General features: G+C 43.5%; 27 protein-coding genes. 21 read left to right on the top strand and 6 right to left on the bottom strand.

Going from position 1 to position 21,359, the window contains the following annotated elements:
• Positions 1–60: 60 nt before the first annotated feature.
• Positions 61–951 (top strand): patatin-like phospholipase family protein, encoded by an 891-nt coding sequence (locus HOP45_RS14355; RefSeq protein WP_181350083.1) that lies wholly within the window; start codon positions 61–63, stop codon positions 949–951.
• 11 nt (positions 952–962) lie between these two features.
• Here the strand turns inward: HOP45_RS14355 and HOP45_RS14350 are convergent, their stop codons facing one another.
• Both HOP45_RS14350 and HOP45_RS14345 read right to left on the bottom strand, forming a co-directional pair.
• Positions 963–1,352, bottom strand: a complete 390-nt coding sequence (locus tag HOP45_RS14350) for an SA1362 family protein (protein WP_181350082.1) — start codon at positions 1,350–1,352, stop codon at positions 963–965.
• A gap of 31 nt (positions 1,353–1,383) precedes the next feature.
• Positions 1,384–2,337 carry a DUF1385 domain-containing protein gene (locus tag HOP45_RS14345; RefSeq protein ID WP_181350081.1) on the bottom strand — a complete coding sequence of 318 codons (954 nt, stop codon included), beginning with the start codon at positions 2,335–2,337 and terminating at the stop codon, positions 1,384–1,386.
• Between the two features lie 122 nt (positions 2,338–2,459).
• Between HOP45_RS14345 and HOP45_RS14340 the strand changes: the two genes are divergently transcribed.
• The 4 genes from HOP45_RS14340 to efp all read left to right on the top strand — a co-directional run bounded on the left by HOP45_RS14340 (position 2,460) and on the right by efp (position 5,123).
• Positions 2,460–2,957: a YqhR family membrane protein gene (locus HOP45_RS14340; RefSeq protein ID WP_219914628.1), complete on the top strand. Its 498-nt coding sequence runs from the start codon at positions 2,460–2,462 to the stop codon at positions 2,955–2,957.
• 74 nt (positions 2,958–3,031) lie between these two features.
• Entirely contained in the window at positions 3,032–3,469 is a 438-nt protein-coding gene (gene aroQ / locus HOP45_RS14335) for a type II 3-dehydroquinate dehydratase (protein WP_181350079.1), read from the top strand.
• A gap of 17 nt (positions 3,470–3,486) precedes the next feature.
• A complete protein-coding gene (locus HOP45_RS14330) occupies positions 3,487–4,548 on the top strand; it encodes a M24 family metallopeptidase (protein ID WP_181350078.1) in 1,062 nt (353 codons plus the stop codon).
• Between the two features lie 17 nt (positions 4,549–4,565).
• Positions 4,566–5,123 carry an elongation factor P gene (efp, locus tag HOP45_RS14325; RefSeq protein ID WP_181350077.1) on the top strand — a complete coding sequence of 186 codons (558 nt, stop codon included), beginning with the start codon at positions 4,566–4,568 and terminating at the stop codon, positions 5,121–5,123.
• A 159-nt stretch (positions 5,124–5,282) separates the two neighbouring features.
• Here efp and HOP45_RS14320 read toward each other — a convergent pair whose 3' ends face one another.
• Genes HOP45_RS14320 through HOP45_RS14305 form a run of 4 tightly spaced genes read right to left on the bottom strand, consistent with a single transcriptional unit; the run spans position 5,283 to position 9,390 of the window.
• Positions 5,283–6,380, bottom strand: coding sequence for a GerAB/ArcD/ProY family transporter (locus HOP45_RS14320; protein WP_181350076.1), 1,098 nt, complete (start codon positions 6,378–6,380; stop codon positions 5,283–5,285).
• Between the two features lie 38 nt (positions 6,381–6,418).
• On the bottom strand, positions 6,419–6,643 hold the full coding sequence (locus HOP45_RS14315) for a hypothetical protein (RefSeq protein WP_181350075.1): 225 nt from the start codon (positions 6,641–6,643) through the stop codon (positions 6,419–6,421).
• 9 nt (positions 6,644–6,652) lie between these two features.
• The gene (locus HOP45_RS14310) at positions 6,653–7,864 is read right to left on the bottom strand and encodes a Ger(x)C family spore germination protein (protein WP_181350074.1); all 1,212 of its coding nucleotides are present in this window, start codon (positions 7,862–7,864) and stop codon (positions 6,653–6,655) included.
• A complete protein-coding gene (locus HOP45_RS14305; RefSeq protein ID WP_181350073.1) occupies positions 7,861–9,390 on the bottom strand; it encodes a spore germination protein in 1,530 nt (509 codons plus the stop codon). Before HOP45_RS14305 ends, HOP45_RS14310 begins: the two co-directional genes overlap by 4 nt.
• A 237-nt stretch (positions 9,391–9,627) precedes the next feature.
• Between HOP45_RS14305 and spoIIIAA the strand changes: the two genes are divergently transcribed.
• The 16 genes from spoIIIAA to HOP45_RS14225 all read left to right on the top strand — a co-directional run bounded on the left by spoIIIAA (position 9,628) and on the right by HOP45_RS14225 (position 21,102).
• Positions 9,628–10,602 (top strand): stage III sporulation protein AA, encoded by a 975-nt coding sequence (gene spoIIIAA / locus HOP45_RS14300; RefSeq protein WP_181350072.1) that lies wholly within the window; start codon positions 9,628–9,630, stop codon positions 10,600–10,602.
• The gene (gene spoIIIAB, locus HOP45_RS14295) at positions 10,547–11,059 is read left to right on the top strand and encodes a stage III sporulation protein SpoIIIAB (protein WP_370458033.1); all 513 of its coding nucleotides are present in this window, start codon (positions 10,547–10,549) and stop codon (positions 11,057–11,059) included. Before spoIIIAA ends, spoIIIAB begins: the two co-directional genes overlap by 56 nt.
• A gap of 16 nt (positions 11,060–11,075) precedes the next feature.
• A complete protein-coding gene (gene spoIIIAC, locus HOP45_RS14290; RefSeq protein WP_181350070.1) occupies positions 11,076–11,282 on the top strand; it encodes a stage III sporulation protein AC in 207 nt (68 codons plus the stop codon).
• Positions 11,283–11,288: 6 nt separating this feature from the next.
• A complete protein-coding gene (spoIIIAD, locus tag HOP45_RS14285) occupies positions 11,289–11,678 on the top strand; it encodes a stage III sporulation protein AD (RefSeq protein WP_181350069.1) in 390 nt (129 codons plus the stop codon).
• Between the two features lie 24 nt (positions 11,679–11,702).
• On the top strand, positions 11,703–12,872 hold the full coding sequence (gene spoIIIAE, locus HOP45_RS14280) for a stage III sporulation protein AE (protein ID WP_181350068.1): 1,170 nt from the start codon (positions 11,703–11,705) through the stop codon (positions 12,870–12,872).
• A 13-nt stretch (positions 12,873–12,885) separates the two neighbouring features.
• A complete protein-coding gene (spoIIIAF, locus tag HOP45_RS14275; RefSeq protein ID WP_181350067.1) occupies positions 12,886–13,488 on the top strand; it encodes a stage III sporulation protein AF in 603 nt (200 codons plus the stop codon).
• Entirely contained in the window at positions 13,481–14,098 is a 618-nt protein-coding gene (spoIIIAG, locus tag HOP45_RS14270) for a stage III sporulation protein AG (RefSeq protein WP_181350066.1), read from the top strand. Before spoIIIAF ends, spoIIIAG begins: the two co-directional genes overlap by 8 nt.
• Before the next feature lie 11 nt (positions 14,099–14,109).
• Positions 14,110–14,679: a SpoIIIAH-like family protein gene (locus HOP45_RS14265; RefSeq protein WP_181350065.1), complete on the top strand. Its 570-nt coding sequence runs from the start codon at positions 14,110–14,112 to the stop codon at positions 14,677–14,679.
• Between the two features lie 239 nt (positions 14,680–14,918).
• Entirely contained in the window at positions 14,919–15,434 is a 516-nt protein-coding gene (gene accB / locus HOP45_RS14260; protein WP_181350064.1) for an acetyl-CoA carboxylase biotin carboxyl carrier protein, read from the top strand.
• Between the two features lie 16 nt (positions 15,435–15,450).
• Positions 15,451–16,830 carry an acetyl-CoA carboxylase biotin carboxylase subunit gene (accC, locus tag HOP45_RS14255; RefSeq protein ID WP_181350063.1) on the top strand — a complete coding sequence of 460 codons (1,380 nt, stop codon included), beginning with the start codon at positions 15,451–15,453 and terminating at the stop codon, positions 16,828–16,830.
• Positions 16,823–17,218 (top strand): Asp23/Gls24 family envelope stress response protein, encoded by a 396-nt coding sequence (locus HOP45_RS14250; protein ID WP_181350062.1) that lies wholly within the window; start codon positions 16,823–16,825, stop codon positions 17,216–17,218. Before accC ends, HOP45_RS14250 begins: the two co-directional genes overlap by 8 nt.
• Positions 17,219–17,342: 124 nt before the next feature.
• A complete protein-coding gene (gene nusB / locus HOP45_RS14245) occupies positions 17,343–17,723 on the top strand; it encodes a transcription antitermination factor NusB (RefSeq protein ID WP_181350061.1) in 381 nt (126 codons plus the stop codon).
• A gap of 49 nt (positions 17,724–17,772) precedes the next feature.
• Positions 17,773–18,627, top strand: coding sequence for a bifunctional methylenetetrahydrofolate dehydrogenase/methenyltetrahydrofolate cyclohydrolase FolD (gene folD / locus HOP45_RS14240; RefSeq protein ID WP_181350060.1), 855 nt, complete (start codon positions 17,773–17,775; stop codon positions 18,625–18,627).
• 12 nt (positions 18,628–18,639) lie between these two features.
• Entirely contained in the window at positions 18,640–19,989 is a 1,350-nt protein-coding gene (gene xseA / locus HOP45_RS14235) for an exodeoxyribonuclease VII large subunit (protein WP_181350059.1), read from the top strand.
• Positions 19,982–20,221, top strand: a complete 240-nt coding sequence (locus tag HOP45_RS14230; RefSeq protein ID WP_181350058.1) for an exodeoxyribonuclease VII small subunit — start codon at positions 19,982–19,984, stop codon at positions 20,219–20,221. The genes xseA and HOP45_RS14230 overlap by 8 nt, the downstream gene beginning before the upstream one ends.
• Positions 20,218–21,102, top strand: coding sequence for a polyprenyl synthetase family protein (locus HOP45_RS14225; protein WP_181350057.1), 885 nt, complete (start codon positions 20,218–20,220; stop codon positions 21,100–21,102). Before HOP45_RS14230 ends, HOP45_RS14225 begins: the two co-directional genes overlap by 4 nt.
• Positions 21,103–21,359 lie beyond the last annotated feature (257 nt).

Raw genomic sequence — 21,359 nt, 5'->3', positions numbered from 1 at the left:
CTAGCTGCTAAACGATTGTTCTATACATAAGTAAGGCGCTTGCTTTTAGGGAGGTAGCTTATGAAAATTGACGGGGTGTTTTCCGGCGGGGGGATCAAAGCCCTCGCGTTCATTGGGGCATTGCAGGTTATCGAAGAGGAAGGGTATGAGTTCACTCGATTTGCCGGCACCTCTGCTGGGGCGATTACCGCGAGTCTGCTTGCTGCCGGGTTTTCAGTTAAAGAACTGGAAGACCATTTAAAAACGATTGATTATAACTTATTTATTGACCCTCCTTTTATTGAAAAAATGCTGCCGTTCACAAAGTGGCTCATGTTGTATTTTCGAATGGGGCTATATAAAGGGGAGCAACTCGAAGCGTGGCTCTCTGACATCCTGATGTTGAAAGGAGTAAGAACGTTTAATGATCTGCCTGAAGGGTCGTTGAAGGTTGTCTGCTCGGATCTTACACTCGGTCGCATCCTCGTCATACCGGATGATTTGCGGGAGTTCTACAATATTGATCCGAAGACGTTTTCGGTTGCTAAAGCCGTGAGGATGAGTGCCGGGCTGCCCTACTACTTTATGCCGGTTAAATTGACAGGTAAGGCAGGAAGAAAATCGTTGATTGTGGATGGGGGGTTATTAAGTAATTTTCCGGTATGGGTGTTAGAAGAACGCAATGGGAATCGCAAGCGGCCGATTTTAGGGATGAAATTGAGCGATCCCCCGTATTATGTACCTAAACGTAAAATCCGTAATTCGATTGAGATGTTCCATGCGTTGTTTACAACGATGAAAAAAGCCCATGATGCCCGTTATATTTCGAAATCCAAATCAAACGATATTTTGTTCATTCCAGTCAAAGGGGTGGATACGACCGATTTTCAGTTGACCACAGATCAAGTAGAGCGATTAATCGTAACAGGGAGAGAGTATGGCTCGGAATTTCTAAAACAATGGTCAAAATAAATAATCGAGCCTTAATTCGAGGCTCGATCTTTATCTTTATTTTTATGGCCTTCAATGACACGAAGATGAGGCGCGCTGCTGCGCTTCTTTTTCTTTTTAGGGGCAGGGGCTGTTTTAATGGGTTCACGGGCTGTTGCTGCCTGAGAGGTTGATTTGCCACTGTATCTCATTTTAGACTGTTTTACAGCCTGTTTGTATTTTTTCATTTCTGCAGAAGATCCACCCATTCGCGGACGCAGGAAGAAGTAATAAATCGCACCATACAGGAGCGCTGCCACACCGACCATAATCAGTATGGATGTCAAAAACCCCATGGTATCCCTGAATAATTGGACGCCGACACCAAAGACGGCAAGAGCCATCAAAATATAAATAACAGGCGTGAGACGGCTGCGGGTCATAGGTTTATTCCCCCCTTCTACATCAATTGGATTAAGAAACCACCTTACTATTCTCTATACCACGTTTAGCGCTGTTCTTATCATTTTCTAATACTTTGTTAAAAGAATGGATCGCAACATCGACTTGATCATCCTTAGGTTCTTTTGTCGTCAATAGTTGCAGCCAAAGGCCAGGATAGCCCAGTAAATTCAGGAGAGGAACATTTCTGACTTTATTGGTAAACTGTAAAACTTCGAATGAAATCCCGATCACAACAGGGATTAAAAGTATGCGGTTCACTACACGCCACCACAAGGGATCAGGCTCTACAAACATATAAACAAACATGCCGACGATCACCGTAAACAGAATGAAACTAGAGCCACAGCGATAGTGGAGACGTGATTGCTGCTGAACATTTTCTACGGTCAAGTCTTTGCCATTTTCATACGTGTTAATCACTTTATGCTCTGCTCCATGATATTGGAAAACCCGTTTGATGATGGGCGTCATCGAAATAAGATAGATATAAAGCAAGAGCAGTATTAGCTTAAAACAACTCTCTAAGATAACCTGACCGACCGTTCCCGACACGATAGGGGTGAAAAAATTCGCGACAATGGCTGGTGTTACCGTGAAAATCAACTTACCAAATAGAAAGGAAAGAATTCCGACAGCACCCACACCTAGAATCATAGCAAGTTTAGACGTTTCTTCTTCTGATTGAATCTCGTCATCATCGTCCGGGTGAACATCGTAACGTTCGCTTGAAAAATTGAGATGTTTCGTGCCGTTAGCACTTGCTTGAAGCAGTGACACAATCCCTCGGACGAACGGAATTTTTTTCAATCGCCTTGCTACTTTAGATTCTTTCCTATCCAGCTCAAAATATTCAATACTTTCATCTTTTCTTCTTACAGCTGTGACGTAGCTGCTTTTACCAGCAAACATGACACCTTCAACGACGGCTTGACCGCCGTAAGCTGTCTTTTGTGACTTCTTCATTCCCCCACCAACCTTTTTCATATTCATTACATATTATTTTACAGGAAAATGCAGAATATCACTAGTGGTATCCGTGTTGCAGGATGAATTTTGCCTATTGTGGAAAAACTAAGGCTGAGGTGATGAATGTGTCTAAACGTAAGCACGACCAACGAAAACAGGAACCCCAAAAGAGTGTGGTATCCAAAGCGGTAACAACAGGTTTTGTCTCAGGGGTGCTTTGGAGCGGCATTGGAGCTTTCACTTATTTTTTTCATTTCTCAGAAGTCTCACCTGCATCCTTTTTCATTCGGTCATTTTGGCAAAATGAATGGACGTCAACATGGATTGCAGAAGTGTTAGGCGTGCTGGCTGTAGCTCTGATTTCAATGGTTACAGCACTCGTCTATTACCTGGCTTTGAAGAAGCTGCATGGGATGTGGCCTGGAATAGTTTACGGTATTCTCATTTGGCTGCTTATATTTTTAGCCTTCAATCCTATATTTAATGCTGTGCCGGCTTGGGGAGAGCTCAGCAGTGATACGATGGTGACTACGTTCTGCCTTCATGTTTTATATGGTGTTTTTATAGGGTATTCCATATCATATGAGTATCATGACTTTAATCAGTCAGCAAAATGATTATTCATATAATAGGGGAGTATGATAAACTTAGTATCGGATACCTGTTATAGACATGAGGGGAAGAGATGGACATGAAGCGATTATTACTGTTAAATGGACCGAATTTGAATCTGTTAGGCTCGAGAGAACCAGGCGTTTACGGATCACAAACTTTAGAATCAATCATCAATAGCGTAAATGAGTCCGTGGAACCGCATGGGTTTTCCATTGAACATTTTCAGTCCAACCATGAAGGGGAGTTGATTGATCGTCTTCAACAAGCGAATGGGAAGGTGACAGGTGTCGTGTTCAACCCCGGAGCTTACACACATACGAGTATCGCTTTACGAGATGCGATTCAAGCAATTGATCCCCCTGTTATAGAAGTTCATTTGTCAAATGTTCACAACAGAGAATCTTTCCGGCACCATTCCATGCTTGCTCCAGTGTGTACCGGCCAAATCGTTGGTTTAGGAGCAAAAGGCTATCAATTGGCCGCTATGGCCTTGATTGACCAGCAAAAATCGTGAAGGGAGTTTTTAGTTTAATGGGGAAACTGAATAAATTACGAGAAGAAATGAAAGACCGTGATTTGGAAGGGTTATTGATTACAAGTGATAAAAACAGGCAATATATCACAGGCTTCACGGGATCATCGGGTGCAGTGTTAATTACACACGATAGAGCCATTTTAATTACAGATTTTAGATACACTGAACAAGCTGCTGATCAAGCTCCTGATTTTGAATTGATTGAACATAAAACGCCGATCACAGAAGAAGTAGGCAGCCAGACACAGCAACTGAGTCTGAACCAATTGGGCTTTGAAAAGGATTATCTTACATATAGTTTATTTGAAAAGTATGACAAGCATATTGAAGCCACGCTTGTTCCAACATCCAATATGGTTGAAAAGCTTCGTCTGATTAAGTCAGATGAAGAACTTGCTATATTAAAGGATGCAGCCAAAATAGCGGACGATGCGTTCACTCATATTTTGGATTTTATCAAGCCTGGTGTAAAGGAAATTGACGTTTCCAATGAATTAGAGTTTTTCATGCGGAAACAAGGGGCGGTATCGTCAAGTTTTGATATTATAGTAGCTTCCGGTTATCGTTCAGCCTTGCCGCATGGCGTTGCATCGACAAAACAGATCCAAACGGGGGAGCTTGTGACCCTTGACTTTGGTGCTCTGTATCAAGGATATTGTTCAGATATCACTCGTACGATAGCTGTCGGGGATATCAACGACGAGCTGAAAACGATCTATGACACGGTTCTTCAGGCGCAGTTGAAAGGCATGGATGGACTTAAAGCAGGGATTACAGCCAAACAAGCTGATGCCTTAACACGTGATTATATAAATGACCAGGGTTATGGTGAGTACTTCGGTCATTCAACTGGACACGGCATCGGATTGGATGTACATGAGGGACCGGGGTTATCGTTCCGCTCTGAGCAATTATTGGAGCCGGGGATGGTGGTCACTGTTGAACCCGGCATCTATGTCCCGAAGGTAGGCGGTTGTCGGATTGAGGACGATACGGTCATTACGGCGGACGGAAATGAGAGACTCAATACGTCCCCCAAAGAGCTTATTACATTGTAATATTAAGGAGGAATAAAATGGTTTCTGTAAATGATTTTCGGACAGGCTTGACCATCCAGGTAGATCATGATATTTGGCAAGTTATTGATTTTCAGCATGTCAAACCAGGAAAAGGCGCCGCGTTTGTTCGCTCTAAATTAAGGAATATGCGTAATGGCAACATTCAAGAAAAAACATTTCGTGCAGGGGAAAAAGTAGAGCGTGCTCATATTGAAAACCGCAAGATGCAATACTTGTACTCCTCTGGGGATATGCATGCCTTCATGGATACGGATACGTTCGACCAAATGGAATTACCGACCAGTTCAATTGAGCGAGAATTGAAATATCTTAAAGAGAATTCTGAAGTGAACATCTTAACCTATGAAGGGGAAACCATCGGTGTCGACCTCCCTAAAAACGTTGAACTGAAGGTAGAAGAAACAGAACCGGGCATCAAAGGTGATACGGCGAGCGGTGGTACAAAGCCAGCCACGTTAGAAACTGGCCTGATTGTACAAGTGCCTTTCTTTATCGAAGAAGGGGAAAACTTAGTCATCAGCACAACAGACGGTAAGTATGTTTCACGCGCATAGCATTTTTTCTCATTCAGTTTTAAAAAAACTGTTTGAAGCTTAGGGTCAATCGAAATAAAGTCAAAAGAAACAACTAGCAGCTTTAGCTCTATTCTAACCAGAGCTAAGGCTGTTTTTTTTGATTCCATCTGTCGTTCATAACTGCCATGGGCAGCTATACTAAGACGATTCTGTATGAGCGCGCTTAATCATAAACCCCGCCCAAATGATTAATGGAAGCAGCATGCCGTGTGTTAGTGCATAGAGGAACCATGTCTCCCCAAGAAAGGCTTCGAAATAAGCGACATCAGGGTAAGCCACAATAGACAATACAACCATGCCCATCCCGGTAGGAAGAAGCAATGGCCTGTAGTCTTCCATGTTGAGAAAATTGGCTGTGCCAAGTGAACAAGCAAAATAAATGATGACGAGCTTGAAAAATATGGTCAGCATCCAGATGATGGCGACAATAATTTCTACTCCTTCAAGAAATCCAGCTAAATTAATTTTCTTGGCCAGTTCATAACTAGGGTAAGCGTTTAAGGCAGTTAAATCGCTGCCCATCACCAAAACACTGAACAACGTCACTAATGTCAATATCAAGCCGCCGATCAAGGCGCCTAAGATCCAGGCTCGTCCTGCCTTCTTTTTTTCTTTCACGTAGGGGAACACCATCAGGAAAATCACCATTTCCAGCAAAGGAGTGCCCAAATACGTAAGCGACGATGACAAGATCGGTTTAATGCCTCCACCTAGAATCGGCTGGAGGTTGTCTAGATTAATTTGGGGAGAAATGGAAAAAAATAAAAAAAACAGTAGCAGAAATATCCACGGAATAAATATTTCCGAAGAACGCCCGATTACCTCAAGTCCTTGCCTTGCTCCAAAAATGACCACAAGCAAAAATAATATATGGGTGAACTGTAACGGGGTGTCCGGCATGATTTGCGTAGTCATAAAGTCTCCAATATTCCTCAATACTAGCGCACCCAGAATAAAAATGAAGCTTAAATAAAAGAAGCTGAGCAATCGTCCAAACCAATTGCCAAATGCAAAAATGGCAGCCTCTACAAACGTCTTATTCTCTAATTGCCTGCCAAACGTACTTAAAAACCAAATGATCAAGGTACCTGCTGACACTGGTAAAAGGACCGATAACCATGCATCCTGTTTAGCCATCGCAGCAGTCGGGGTTGGGATGATTAAGATGGAGCTCCCAACTGTAAAGAGGATGACCAGGTACATAAATTGCCGGGGACTAATTGTGTGATTGCCCATCTAGACCTCCCTTTCTTTCTCATTAAACCTGTAACGGATTAGTTTTGGAACCATGATCGGATTGGAGCATAGACGGACTGAATAAAGTCGAGTGGGTTAGGCGTCTCCATCCCTGTGCTTTCGTACAGAGTGGCGGCGGTGGCTAAGGCGAGCAGAATAATAACATACCACATATCTTTTATTTGCTTCTTTTTTTTCAGCTTAGGGACTTCCATGAAGAAGATAGCGCCAGCTACGATTAATATAGCAATGATCGCCCACATACGATTTGCCTACCCTTCCGATTGAAGTGGTTGCGTTGATTTTCCTTTACGACGAATTTTGACTTTAACATCCGTTTTAACCTCTAATTCTGAGAAATGGCTTTTCCAATCGTATTTTATTTGTTTCCAATATGCAGGATGGTTTCTGTGAATGACATTGCCAAAACCGAAAATATCGCTAGCGTATTCTTCCTGAGTGACGTTGATCGCCGCATTAATTTTCTTTTCAATGACTTCTTCTGTCTTTTTATTAATATCTTTCATTTTGTCGTCATCACTTAGATCAATGACACAATCGACTTCGCCCACGTTTCCTTCAACCTCGACTCGGATCGTAATCGTTGGTTTTCCCGATCGCAGTTGCGCATCCATACTTGCGTTCGATCGTAGAATTTCCACACTTAACGTTCCAGGATTGTCACACGCAAAAGTTTCTATCGTGCTCTGCACTGTTCCGGTAGCATAATTATAGCCTTGACTTTCCTCTTCCTTTAACCATCCCACCAATTGATCCCCACGGAAAATACTTAAACCATCTATGCTTAACTTAGTTGGCGCATCGACTTTTTCTACGTTTGTCGTGCTTGTGCCAGTAGCTGCGTCGCCTTCCATCAGAATACCCGGCAGGACCGCTTCTTTTCCGTTACTCCGAACGTCCGCAATCAAATTGTCAATCGTAACGCTTTTAGTGATGCCTAAATTTTCTTCGGTATCAATCAGTGAGTCCATCAATTTTTTAGCAGGTATGCGCTCATAAGGTGTGAGCGTGCTCAAAATATCGCTGACAGATGCATCCCTCGCGACGGTGACAAAGAAGGTCGGTCTGAATTCATGATTCCGGTACAAGAGGTCGAGTGCCGGCGTGACACCTTCGTTCACAATCTCGGGTCCTAATACAACCATGCGTAATTGCGAGACATATACTTTTCTCGGAGAGTGGGTCGTCATATTTCGAAAAGCTTGAAATAATGTATCACCTGTTGTGGTGTATAAGGTAACGGGCGGCCGCGTTGTCGGGGCATCAGAAGCAACCTCGGAAGGGTTAATGATCTGGACAGATAGCACATACCTATCATCCTCGTCTTTATCAACTCCAATCGCAACCGCCACACCTAGTTCATCCAACTCCCTGCTGCTCCAACAGCCTGTGAGTGTCAATACCATTACTACCCATACCAATGTCCATTTCACATATCCGTGTGGAGCTAACGGGTGCCTCATGATTGCCCTCCCCTCGATGAATGGCTGGTTCTGCCTTGATTATTTTTCGCTTGTGTACTGGGACGTGAGAATAGCCCCCAGTGAGGAAAGCGTACCAGTACGTCTTTTTGATCTTTCGTTGTTAACGGAGCGAAGGGGGACATGTAAGGCGAGCCAAACGATTTTAAACTGCACATGTGGATGATCAGGGCGATCAATCCTAAAATAATCCCGTATAACCCGAAAGTGGCTGCCAGAATCATAAATAAAAACCGAAGCATACGAATCGGAATGGCCATATTGTAAGATGGAAAAACAAAACTACTGATCGCTGTCAGAGCAACCACGATGACCATAGCCGGTGAAACGAGCCCTGCCTGGACTGCTGATTCACCAAGGACGAGAGCCCCAACAATCGAAACGGCCGACCCGACAGCCTTTGGTAACCGTACCCCTGCCTCCCTCAAAATCTCAAAAGTGAATTCCATCAATAACGCTTCAACGAAAGCCGGGAACGGCACGCCTTCTCTTTGAGCCGCTAGACTGATGAGTAATGACGGTGGAATCATCTCCTGGTGAAAAGTCGTAAAAGCAATGTATAAAGAAGGCATAAACAAAGCGACGCAAAAAGACAAAAGCCGAAGTAACCGGATGAACGTCCCGATATCGTACCTTTGGTAATAGTCTTCACTTGATTGCAAGAAATTCACGAATAAAGCCGGCACGAGTAAAACATTCGGTGTACCGTCTGTAATAATGGCAACCTTTCCTTCTAATAAACCGCCTGCTATCGCATCGGGCCTTTCCGAGTAATAAACAGTCGGAAAGGGGGAGAAGTGAGCATCTTCTATATATTCTTCAAGATAACCACTCTCTAACACCCCGTCTATGTCTATAGCATCAAGTCTACTATGAACTTCTTCTACAACAGATTCATCTGCAAGACCGTCCACATAAATAACTGCGATCTCGGTTTGAGTGACACGCCCAATCACTTTTCCATCAATACGAAGCTTGGGATCCTTTATTTTCCTGCGAACCAATGCTGTATTCGTCCTTAACGTTTCTGTAAAGGCTTCTTTTGGCCCGCGGATAACACTCTCGGAATTGGTTTCCTGGACTCCCCGGTCTCTCCAGCCTTTGGTACTTGCTGCAAGCGCTGAAGTCTCTTCATCAAGGAGGAGTAATGTTTCACCGGAGAGGAGTCGACTGAATAAATCTTTGAATTGTTTAACTTCTTCGAGCTCTCCTATGGGGAGCGAAGCATCTTTAATGGTGTTATACAGCGTAGTAACGCTGACACGGCGTTTTGGCATCTCAAGCATCAAAGCTTCCATAAGAAAATTCTGAACCGTATGTTTATCGACTAAGCCGTCAATAAATAACACGGCACATTTGGTTTTATTAAGCTGGATATGCCTGATGACCAAGTCGGTACTATTTCCTAAGGCAGTTTCAATATACGCTATGTTTTTCTCTACTCTGGAAAAGAGAGCATGCGGGGCACTATCATCTAATTCGTTTGTTTGTTTATCTTTGTCTGTCATGAAAATGCCCCCTTTCAAAGAGTTTGTCTTAGAATGTGTTGTTTTGTGACTTTTATTACAAAGCCTTTAGGTTAGGTTAAGTTATTCCAACGCTATATGGGCATAGCTTAATGAAGTGTCACGTAATAACGTTCGTTGATTTATATATTCAACAGTTGCTTTTGAGAGGGGAGAGAGTCATAAGCTTCTCTCTTAGACATATATATGAAGTAAAAACAGAGAAGAGGGTCATGCCTTGTGGAGGAGATAACGATCCTGTTTCCAGACCGTTTGAAACACATTCTGGAGAACAATATTGACTGGCAGAACGTGCAAGAAATACGCATCCGGGTAGGCAGGTATATTGAAGTGAATTACACGCATAAGCACGAATTTCTCCAGCAGACCATCATGCGAGCTGAAGATACCGCATATGTATTAAATCAAATCAGTGAGTTTTCACTTTACGCTTATGCAGATGAATTGAAAGAGGGGTTTATAACGATTAATGGCGGTCATCGCGTCGGGTTATCAGGAAAAGTGAACAGTTTTGGTAAAACCATTGAAACGATCAGGCACATCTCATCTATGAATATAAGAATTGCTAGAGAGAAAGTGGGACAAGCAGAAAAGTTGATGCCTTATCTATACGACAAGCACTATCTGAATACCCTTGTCGTCGGTCCTCCACAGTCTGGTAAAACCACATATTTACGGGACATAGCCCGTATTATAGGAACGGGTGGGAAAAACGTCTCTCCTTGTAAAGTTGCGATCGTGGACGAGCGTTCTGAAATTGCGTCATCGCTGCAAGGTGTTCCTCAATTAAATGTGGGGTTGCGGACTGATGTGATGGATGCCTGTCCAAAGTCAGAAGGCATGTTGATGATGATTCGTTCCATGTCGCCGGAAGTCATGGTAGTGGATGAAGTCGGCGGGGGAGCAGATGCGTCAGCAATCTATGAAGCAGTTTACACCGGAGTGTCATTAATCTGCAGTATTCATGGGGCGAATATGGAAGATGTGAAACGTCGCCCCTCTATCCATAAGCTGATCCAGGAGAAAGTATTTGATCGTTTTGTGATCCTATCAGGGAATCCGGCGAATAGCAGGCAGGTGATCACCATTTTCAATAAAAACGGTCAAGTTTTAACTACACAAGATGGGAGGGACCAACGTGCAATGGATAGGAGCGCTCATCGTACTGGCCGCAACTACGTGGGCGGGGTTTGACTTAGCAGCGAAATTCAAACAGCGCCCTCAACAGATTCGTCAATGGAAAAACGCGATCCAAATGATCGAGGCTGAAATGGTATACGGTCAATCATCCCTCCGAGAGGTCTGTGAAACCATTCAGAAACAGCTTCCTCAGCCGATTGCTCGTTTTTTTGCAGAATTAATCGCTGACTATGGAAAGAAGACAGACGACTTTTCGCAATTATGGGAAGACCATATTCATCTTCACTGGAAACAAAATGCCCTGGACCAGAATGAGAAGGAGATCTTGATCCAGTTTGGCAACACACTGGGGCAGCACGATTTGATCCACCAACAAAAGCAAATACGCTTAACGTTATCGCATTTGGAGCGGGAGCTCGAAGATGCTGTGACGATGTTTCATCAATATCATCAAATGGCGCGCGGTTTAGGGGTGCTGAGTGGATTATTAGTCATTATTCTGATCATTTAGGAGGAGGACAACCATTGTGTTGCATGATGCTACGATTTTATTTCAAATAGCAGGTATCGGCATTATAGTGGCAATGATTCACAGTATTTTAAAGCAAATGGGAAAAGAGGAAATCGCCCATGTTGCTACACTGGTAGGGTTTATCATTGTACTTTTTATCGTGTTGAACCGTTTAGCTGATTTATTTCAACAAATCAAATCTGTGTTCTTATACCAAGGGTAGGCTGATATGGATATATTACAAATTGTTTCCCTGGCCATCATCGCTGCGTTACTCATATTGTTGTTAAAAGAAAAAAAATCGACATTGGCTTATTTGCTCTTATTATTTACCGGCGTCATTTTATTCACAGTATTGATCACGCAAATCACACATGTTTTTTCTTTGATCACCTACATGTCCAATCAGGCCAATATTGACCGGATGTATGTAGAAGTCATCTTGAAGATCATCGGCATAGCCTATATTGCTGAATTCGGTGCTCACATAGTACGGGATGCAGGATTGGAAGCGATTGCTTCCAAAGTGGAAATGGCAGGTAAGATATTTATACTTCTTTTAGCTATGCCAATTCTGACCACGGTAATCGAATCGATACTAAAATTTTTGCCGGATTAACCTAAATAAGGGGCTTGCCATTCTATGAACAAGATCATGAACCTATTCATTGCTGTCATTCTGCTCCAATTTTTAGTTGCCATCCCAGACGTACAAGCCGAGACAGAAAAAACGCCAGAAACAGGCATGCTTGATGAAATATCACTAGAGGAGCTGCAAGAGTCCTGGGAATTACTGAGCGATGAATACGGTGAGTATCTTCCAGTAAACGATGTGAATGATCTTCGCTCTCTTCTAGAAAATCCAGAAAAGTTTGATTCGTCAAAGTGGATCCCCGGTCTGCTCCAATTTTTTCTGCACGAATTACTTGCAAATGGCAGGTTGCTTGCTTCGTTACTGTTTTTAACGTTGTTCAGCACTGTCCTTCAATCGATTCAAAATGCATTCGAATCAACAGCTGTCAGTCGTATTGCGTATATGATCATATTTCTTGTTCTTATTACGCTGGCTCTGGAAAGCTTTCATATCGTCATAGACTATACTGTCGATGCTATCGATCATATGAGCAGTTTTATGATGGGACTGCTTCCTCTATTATTAGGGATCATGGCCTCGATCAGTCACTTAATGACAGTTTCATTTTTTCATCCCATTATCATAGCTCTCGTTCATACGAGCGGTGTTCTTGTTAAAACCGTCTTAATTCCGTTATTCACGTCGTCTGCCCTATTAATGATTATCGGGACCTTATCAGATAGATATAAAGTCGATCAGTTGGCCCAGTTATTGCGCAATACTGGTATAGCTTTGTTAGGAGCGTTTTTAACGATATTTCTTGGCGTTGTGTCAGTACAAGGCGCGGTAACAGCTGTCCAGGATGGGGTTGCGATCAAGACAGCGCGTTTTGTAACAGGTAATTTTGTTCCGGTGGTCGGTCGGCTGTTCACCGATGCCACCGACACGATTCTGGGAGCGTCACTTCTATTAAAGAATACAGTTGGTCTTGCAGGCGTCGTTATCATATTAGGACTCGCTCTATTCCCAGCCCTTAAAGTATTTGCGATCGCTATAATTTATAAGGTGGCGGCGGCTTTATTGCAACCGTTAGGTGATGGGCCGGTAACCCAAAGTATGAATATCATCAGTAAGCATATCGTGTACGTATTTGCTTCTTTATTGATGGTGTCATTTATGTTTTTTTTACTCATTGTCATGTTGGTAGCAGCCAGCAATATTACCATGATGATTCGATAAGGATGAGGTTACGATGACATTTCTTACCCAATGGCTCACCCAGGTCGTTCTATTTTTGCTTTTAGCCATGACCGTGGATATGATCCTGCCATCAGGTTCGTTGAAAAAATATGCCAGGCTGGTTATCGGGCTGCTGTTAATATTGGTCCTTCTCGACCCGCTGTTCAGTTTGTTCCAAATCCGGCCCCAGGAGATAACCAATTATTCCATGGCAGCATTGAATCAGATTACAGAAGAGGAAGACATGGAAGAATCTATTGAAAAAAAGAAAAATGAAATACTCGTCCAACAAGATGCATATAAATTAGAACAAGTAAAACAAGCATTGCATGAAAAGCTCGAAACACCTTTATCAGAAGAATGGGATCTTCAATTAAACGGGGTTGATCTAACGTTCAAAGAGCCTTCGCCAAGCACTGAGACTTTAGAAAAGCTCATAGTCACAGTATCTGAGACAGAGGGGGCAGGCAACGTATCACAGGTGGAAATTGATATCGATTCCGATGAAAGCCAACGTGATAACCCGGAAAAGAAGGGATTGGTGGAATGGCTTGCCAAAGAGTTGGAAATGGATCAAGAAATAATCGACATTCATTGGGAGGATCCGGATGAGTAAGTATTTGAAAAATATGTTGGGCAATCTTTCGGGAGGAGAAGGCCGAAAATTCAATAAAAAAATTTACGTGATTGCTCTCGGGGTGATTGGAATATTTTTATTGCTGATAGGCAATTGGTTGCCCGATGACAAAGAAGCCCCCCCTGAACCACCGATCGCTTCCGAAGCCAATGAAGATCATGTCTCGAACGATGAGAGTGATAACAAAGAAATCAAAGCGTTAGAGTCAAGTTATGAAGAGCAATTACAACCACTATTAGAAAACATTGAGGGAATTAGTGATGTTGACCTCATGATTAATCTTGAAGCTACGCAAGAAAAAGTGTTTGATAAAAACTTGATTGTAGGGAAACAAACCACTGAAGAATTGGATGACAACGGGGGAGAGAGGAGTATTGAGGATTATAGCCGGGAGAATCAAATCATTTTAGTCAGACAGGGGGATCGCGAGGTGCCGCTGCTCGTGAAAACTAAAAAACCTGGTATAAAAGGGGTGTTGATTGTTGCCAAGGGCGTAGAGAACATGGAGTTGAAATCTTGGGTCGTAGAAGCCACATCTCGCGTGTTGGATGTTCCAAGTCACAGAGTTTCTGTAATGCCTAAACCATAGGAGGTTTTCCAATGTTAAAAAAACAAACAGTTTGGCTCATGACGATGTTAAGCTTATTAATTGTTCTGAGTGTGTATTATATGACGGCGCCTGAAGGAGAAGAGATGGCGTTTTTGAACGAAGAGGACCTGACAGAACAGGAATCAGGTGAAGAAGGCGATGCGCCTGAAGAAGAAGGAACAGAAGAAGGCAATAGTGAAGGTGACACCGTGATTTCACAAATGTCGAGTGATGAACTGTTCACATCTGTTCGGATGGAGCTGCAAACCAAACGTGATCAACAGGAAGAGCAATTATCTGAAATTGTAGCTTCAAGTGACTTTACCGCAGAAGAAAAGAATGAAGCGATGGAAGAGATGCAGGTATTAAGAGAGACCCGATCGAAAGAATCGATCTTAGAAAACACCATCCAGGCAAGCAATCAATACGAGGATGTCCTTGTCCGGGCCGAAGAAGACACGATACATGTGACGGTGCAAGTTGACGAATTAAATGAGCAGGAGACCAATCACATTATCCAAATGGTGGCAGATGAATTTGGCCATACGAATATAGAAGTGCAATTCCAGCCGGTGAGCTGATGCTTCAAATCGTTCACACATAGGGATACCAAGGCTTGAACCCGCCCATAATAAGAAGAGATGGAAATAATTGTTCATCTTTCTATTATGGCGAGTTCAGGCTTTTTTTCGTTTGATTACCGATTCCTTTACGTATAGTTGCAGTTTCCCATCAATCTATCGTAAAATGTTTGAGAGGCGTCATTCATAAATTAATCATTTATCATAACCTACCAATACATAAAAGGAGCGAACGAGACATGTTAAAGGTTCAAGAAATTCGTGAGTTGATCAAGCTTATCGATCAATCCCAAATTGAAGAATTCGCTTATGAAACAAACGGGACGAAGGTCTCCATGAAAAAACAGAATGGAAAAGTTGTAACAGAAGCACCTGTACAAACAGAAGCACCATCAGTTCCTCAAGCTGCAAACGAATCCTCTCACTCGGGGCAAACGGTTAAAGAAACTACCGCACAAGAGGAAGAAAATAATCAAGAAGCACCGGATCAAGGCAGTGAAGCTGCTCCAGCTTATGACAAAGAGGTTACCTCACCGATGGTCGGCACGTTTTACCAGGCTTCATCTCCTGAGAATGATCCGTTTGTTCAAATTGGAGACAAAGTGAAGACAGATTCGGTCGTATGCATTGTGGAAGCCATGAAATTATTTAATGAAATCGAAGCAGAAGTCTCTGGTGAGGTTGTCGAAATTCTCGTGGAAGATGGGGAATTAGTTGAGTATGGACAGCCCCTTTTCCGGATTAAGTCTGTATAAGGAAGGGGGAGTTAGTGTGATTAACAAGGTACTGATTGCCAACCGAGGGGAAATTGCTGTCCGGATTATCCGGGCTTGTAAAGAAATGGATATTGAAACAGTGGCCATTTATTCGGAAGCGGATAAAGAGGCTCTTCATGTCCAGTTAGCCGATGAAGCCTATTGCGTAGGTCCGACTTTAAGCAAAGACAGTTATTTGAACTATACGAATATCATGAGTTTGGCAACGTTGGCTGAAGTTGACGCTATCCACCCTGGCTATGGTTTTTTATCGGAAAATGCCGAGTTTGCTGAAATGTGCAAAGAGTGCAATGTCACGTTCATTGGTCCTTCTGCATATGCCATACAAAAAATGGGGACAAAAGATGTGGCGAGAGAAACGATGCGGGAAGCCGGTGTGCCTGTCGTACCCGGCTCAGAAGGCATTATTGAGAATGAACAAAGCGGTATTAAAGTTGCAAAAGAGATCGGTTATCCTGTCATCATTAAAGCAACTGCAGGAGGCGGTGGTAAAGGCATCCGCGTTGCGCAAAATGAGGAGGATTTAGTGAAAGGCATTCAAGTGACCCAACAGGAGGCAGAAACAGCGTTTGGTAACCCTGGGGTTTATTTAGAAAAATATATTGAAGATTTCCGACATGTGGAGATTCAGGTGTTAGCTGATAACCACGGTAACGCTGTTCATTTAGGAGAACGAGATTGTACCATTCAAAGACGTCTGCAAAAATTGATCGAGGAGACCCCTTCTCCTGCCATCACCCCGGAAAAACGTAAAGAGATGGGTGACGCAGCGGTCAAAGCAGCCCTGGCTGTTGATTACTCGGGTGCCGGTACGATCGAATTTATCTATGATAAAAATGAAGATCGGTTTTATTTTATGGAAATGAATACACGGATTCAAGTCGAACACCCTGTTACGGAAATGGTAACGGGCATTGATTTGATCAAAGAACAGCTGAATGTAGCTAACGATCTGCCGCTTTCATTCACTCAGGGCGATATAAAGTTTGAAGGATGGGCTATGGAATGCCGGATTAACGCGGAAGATCCCTTCCGAAACTTTATGCCCTCTGCCGGCCGAATTGATATGTATTTACCACCGGGAGGATTTGGTGTTCGCGTTGATTCTGCAGCGTACCCTGGTTACATGATTCCGCCTTACTATGATTCGATGGTGGCGAAATTGATTACGTACGGTAATGATCGTCATGAAGCGGTTCAGCGTATGAAACGTGCATTAGATGAATTTGTCATCGAAGGCGTCCATACAACGATACCGTTTCATCAGCGTATGATGCAGCATGAAGTATTTGTGGAAGGTCATTTTAATACAAAGTTTTTAGATAAATATACTATAATGAAGGATGAGATTGAAGGGAGTGAAGTGAGTGAGTGAGAAACAACTATTGAATGTAAGTGATGGTTCACAGCTCGGAGTTGTTGAAATAGCCCCTGAAGTCATCGAAGTTATTGCGGGTATTGCTGCTACAGAAGTGAACGGTGTAGCCTCCATGCGCGGAAATTTTGCCTCTGGTGTTGTGGAACGCCTCGGCAAAAAAAATCACGGTAAAGGTGTTAAGGTGGAGCTGCGAGAAGATGGCATATTGATTGATATCTATGTCATCATGGATTTTGGCATCTCTATTCCTGATACGGCACAAAAAATTCAGGATAACACGCGACAGGCTTTGAAAAATATGACTGCCTTAGAAATAAGTGAAATCAATATCCATGTGGTAGGTATTCAAATGGAAGTGAAAGAAGAAGAAGTAACAGAGGAGTAATCCGAATGAGTATGGCCATAAAAGGACCCCACCTTTTATGGCCTTTTACATAGGAGAATAATAGCTTTTAAGGGGTGAAAATGTTATGATTCTTATCGGATATTACCTTTAAAGGAGAATGAAGATGAACCGACGGGACGCACGAGAGAAAGCTTTTCAGGCACTTTTTCAAATGGATGTTAATGATATGGAACCAGAAGATGCTATTCAGCACGTATTAGACGAAGGTGATGACCCCTTCCTATTAGGTCTTGTGCACGGGGTTAAGAAAAACCGTGCGAACGTTGATGAAACAATAACGGATCATATGGAAAACTGGACCATTTCCAGATTACCAAGAGTGGAACGAACCATTTTGAGAATCGCTGTGTATGAAATGGTCTACAATGAAGATATCCCGCACGAAGTCGCCATTAACGAAGCTGTAGAGCTTGCAAAACTATTTGGGGAAGAAAAGTCGGGGAGTTTTGTAAATGCGGTTCTCTCGCGCATTAATAAACAGTAAGGTCCAGGACAGCCAATAACCATTAGCTAGTAAAGGGGATGAGTGATTCATGGGAGCAGAAGTGATTTACGGAAAACAACTTGCTACTGAAATCAGAGAGGATATGAAGCAGGAAGCAGCTGAGCTAAGGGAAAAAGGCATTATACCGGGGTTGACTGTGGTGTTGATTGGAGATGACCCTGCTTCCCTTTCTTATGTAAGAGGCAAACAGAAAGCTTCTGAGAAAATCGGTTTGGCTTCTAATCTGATTGAATTACCTGAAAACACGAGCGAAGTAGAATTGCTCGACTTGATCGGCCAGCTTAATCAAGATGGAGAAGTCCATGGCATCCTGGTCCAGCTTCCGCTGCCTGATCATATTGACGACCAAAAGGTGATTGAAGCAATAGAACCCCAAAAAGATGTCGATGGATTCCATCCTATTAATATCGGGCGTATGATGACAGGCCAGGACACGTTCTACCCTTGTACGCCATATGGCATTCTTGTCATGCTTAAGCGTGCTCGTATTGCACTAGAGGGACGCCATGTTGTCATTATCGGACGTAGCAATCTAGTCGGCAAGCCGGTAGGGCAATTGTTACTTAATGAACACGCGACGGTCACCCATTGTCATTCGCGCACGGAAAATTTGCAGCACCACACGAGACATGCTGATATTGTGATTGTGGCAGTCGGAAAACCGGCCTTCATTACAGGCGATGATATTAAAGAAGGGGCTGTTGTAATCGACGTGGGGGTAAACCGTGTTGACGGCAAGCTGACGGGTGATGTGGATTTTGATTCCGTCAAAGAGAAAGCTTCTCACGTCACGCCAGTGCCCAAAGGGGTCGGACCGATGACGATCACCATGCTGTTATCTAATACGATTCAAGCAGCGAAATCCATTCATAACGTTACATAGAGGGGATTTAATGTGAACGAACACTATTTGACTGTTTCAGCTTTAACGAAATATATCAAACGTAAATTGTCCAGTGACCCCCATTTGAAAGAAGTTTGGCTCAAGGGTGAAATTTCAAATTTCAAACACCATAGCAGAGGCCATATGTATTTTTCTATTAAAGATCAGCAGGCAAGAATCCAAGCTGTTATGTTCGCGGGGGCGAACCGGAACTTGAGTTTTACACCGGAAAATGGCATGAACGTCGTTCTACGAGGAGATGTGAATGTCTATGAGCCGATGGGACAATACCAATTATATGTTCAAGACATGCAACCCGATGGAATAGGTGCTCTTTTTCTGGCTTTTGAACAGTTGAAAGAAAAACTCGCAAAAGAAGGATTATTTGCAGAGGGAATCAAACGCCCTTTGCCCCCATTTCCTAAACGGATTGCTGTGGTGACTTCACCAACTGGCGCCGCCGTTCGTGATATCTTGACTACAATCAAGCGAAGGTATCCGTTGGCAAAAGTGACGGTCGTCCCTGTTTTAGTGCAAGGGGCGCAGGCAGCCTCTTCAATCGTCGAAGGCATTCAATATGTCAACCGTATGGATACATTTGATGTGATGATTGTCGGCAGAGGCGGAGGATCGATTGAAGATTTATGGAACTTTAATGAAGAAGTGGTCGCCCGGGCGATTCATGCATCCCGCGTGCCGGTCATATCCGCCGTGGGACATGAAACGGATATAACCATCAGTGATTTCGTTGCGGATGTACGTGCGGCAACGCCTACGGGTGCAGGCGAACTGGCAGTACCTTCAAAAGAGGAGTTGCTGCGGAGTGTAGGGTTGTTACAGCAACGGATGGACAGGACCATGAAGCAGCACGTGAGAGAGGCTAAAGAATCGCTTTCCAGGCTGCAAAAATCATACGCTTTCCGCTTCCCGGCACAACTGATGAGACAAAAAGAACAAGATTTGGATCGCATTATGGAACGTTTGTGGCAACAGTATCGTTTTTCCCATACCCAGCAGCGTGAAAGGTTGTTCAACCTATCAAAACGTTTCGGTCAGCAACACCCCGGGAAACAAGTTCAATTGTACCACCAACAGCTGGAGAGGAATCGGCACCAACTTAACAAAGCTACAGCACAGCAGGTGGAGACCAAAAAAAACCATTTCACCTCCTTATTGGAGAAACTTTCTTTGTTGAGCCCTTTAGATACAATGAAGAGGGGGTTTGCCATCCCTTATTCTGAACAAGGGCATGTAATCAAACACATTCACCAGGTGCATCCTGGTGATGCCGTATCTCTTAAAATGCAAGGCGGTACACTTGACTGTCAGGTATGGGGAATAGAGGAGGAAAATGATGAGTGAAGAACAAAATCAAGAACTCAGTTTTGAGCAAGCGATGAAACAGTTAGAAGAGTTGGTGGAGAAATTAGAAGAAGGCGATGTTCCGCTCGAACAGGCTATCCAATACTATCAGGAGGGCATGAAATTATCTAAATTATGCAGTGATAAACTAGGTCGCGTGGAAGAACAGATGCAGCAAATCGTAAATGAACATGGCGAGTATGAACCTTTCTCAGTGGAGGAAGACACGTGAGCCAACCTTTGAATGATTATATAAAAGCTAAGCGGGACTTAGTTAATCACTACCTCAGAGATTATATTGTACAGTCTACCCGCGAAGGGCGGATCCGGGAAGCAATGCTTTATTCTGTGGATGCAGGCGGTAAGAGGCTTCGCCCTGTTCTCATGATGGCTGCTTGTGAAGCGTTTGGAGGCCGGGATGTTGATGTCATCGCCCCGGCTTGTGGCTTAGAGATGGTTCATACGTATTCCTTGATTCACGACGATTTACCTGCCATGGATAATGATGATTTTCGCAGAGGTTCACCGACAAATCATAAAAAATTCGATGAAGCTACGGCTATATTAGCAGGAGACGCATTACTGACGTTGAGTTTTCGCATCATTTCTCACGCATCATCACTATCATCTAATCACAGGCTATCGCTTATTCAAAGCTTGTCCGAAGCCAGCGGTGCGACCGGTATGGTTGAAGGTCAAATGAGAGATATGCAATCAGAAGGGCAAACGATCGCCCTGGAGGAGTTAGAACGTATCCATCAACACAAAACGGGTGAATTGCTTATGTTCGCATTAAATGCAGGCGCGCTCGTTGGAGGGGCTGATGATAAACAATTGACCGCGCTTGAAAGCGTTGCACGACACATCGGCCTTATCTTTCAAATTCAAGATGATATCCTTGATGTGATCGGCGATAATGAGAAACTGGGCAAACCAATCGGAAGTGATGAAGGCAACAAGAAAAGCACGTACCCACAATTATTAGGTCTGGATGGAGCGATTAATCAAAAAGCATCATATGTAGCTCAGGCATTGGACGCTTTAACTGAGGCTGGCGTGAATCACACGTATTTAGCCCAGTTGATTCTGCACTTAAGTGAGCGCGATCACTGAGTCTAAATTAATTGTGGAATAATAAGCTGTATGTTATATTATATTTACAAAAGGAATGGTGCAGTATTCTAGTCGGTCCTCCGTTTCTGAAGGCGGGCCTAAAAATCCGCCAAAGGGCATATCGATGAAGTTCCTTGTGTCGGCTTGAGGCGCCCAGCCTTGGGTCGATGCTGGGAGTTAAGGTGGCAGGGCGATCCACAAAGGCATGTGGGCGTTGACCCTGCTTCCGCGGAGGCCCATCTTTGTGATGATGCCTA

Source organism: Thalassobacillus sp. CUG 92003 (assembly GCF_013618635.1).
Lineage (GTDB): Bacteria > Bacillota > Bacilli > Bacillales > Halobacillaceae > CUG-92003.
The sequence above is the reverse complement of the archived record's forward strand: the minus strand, read 5'-3'. Positions and strand labels throughout refer to the sequence as shown.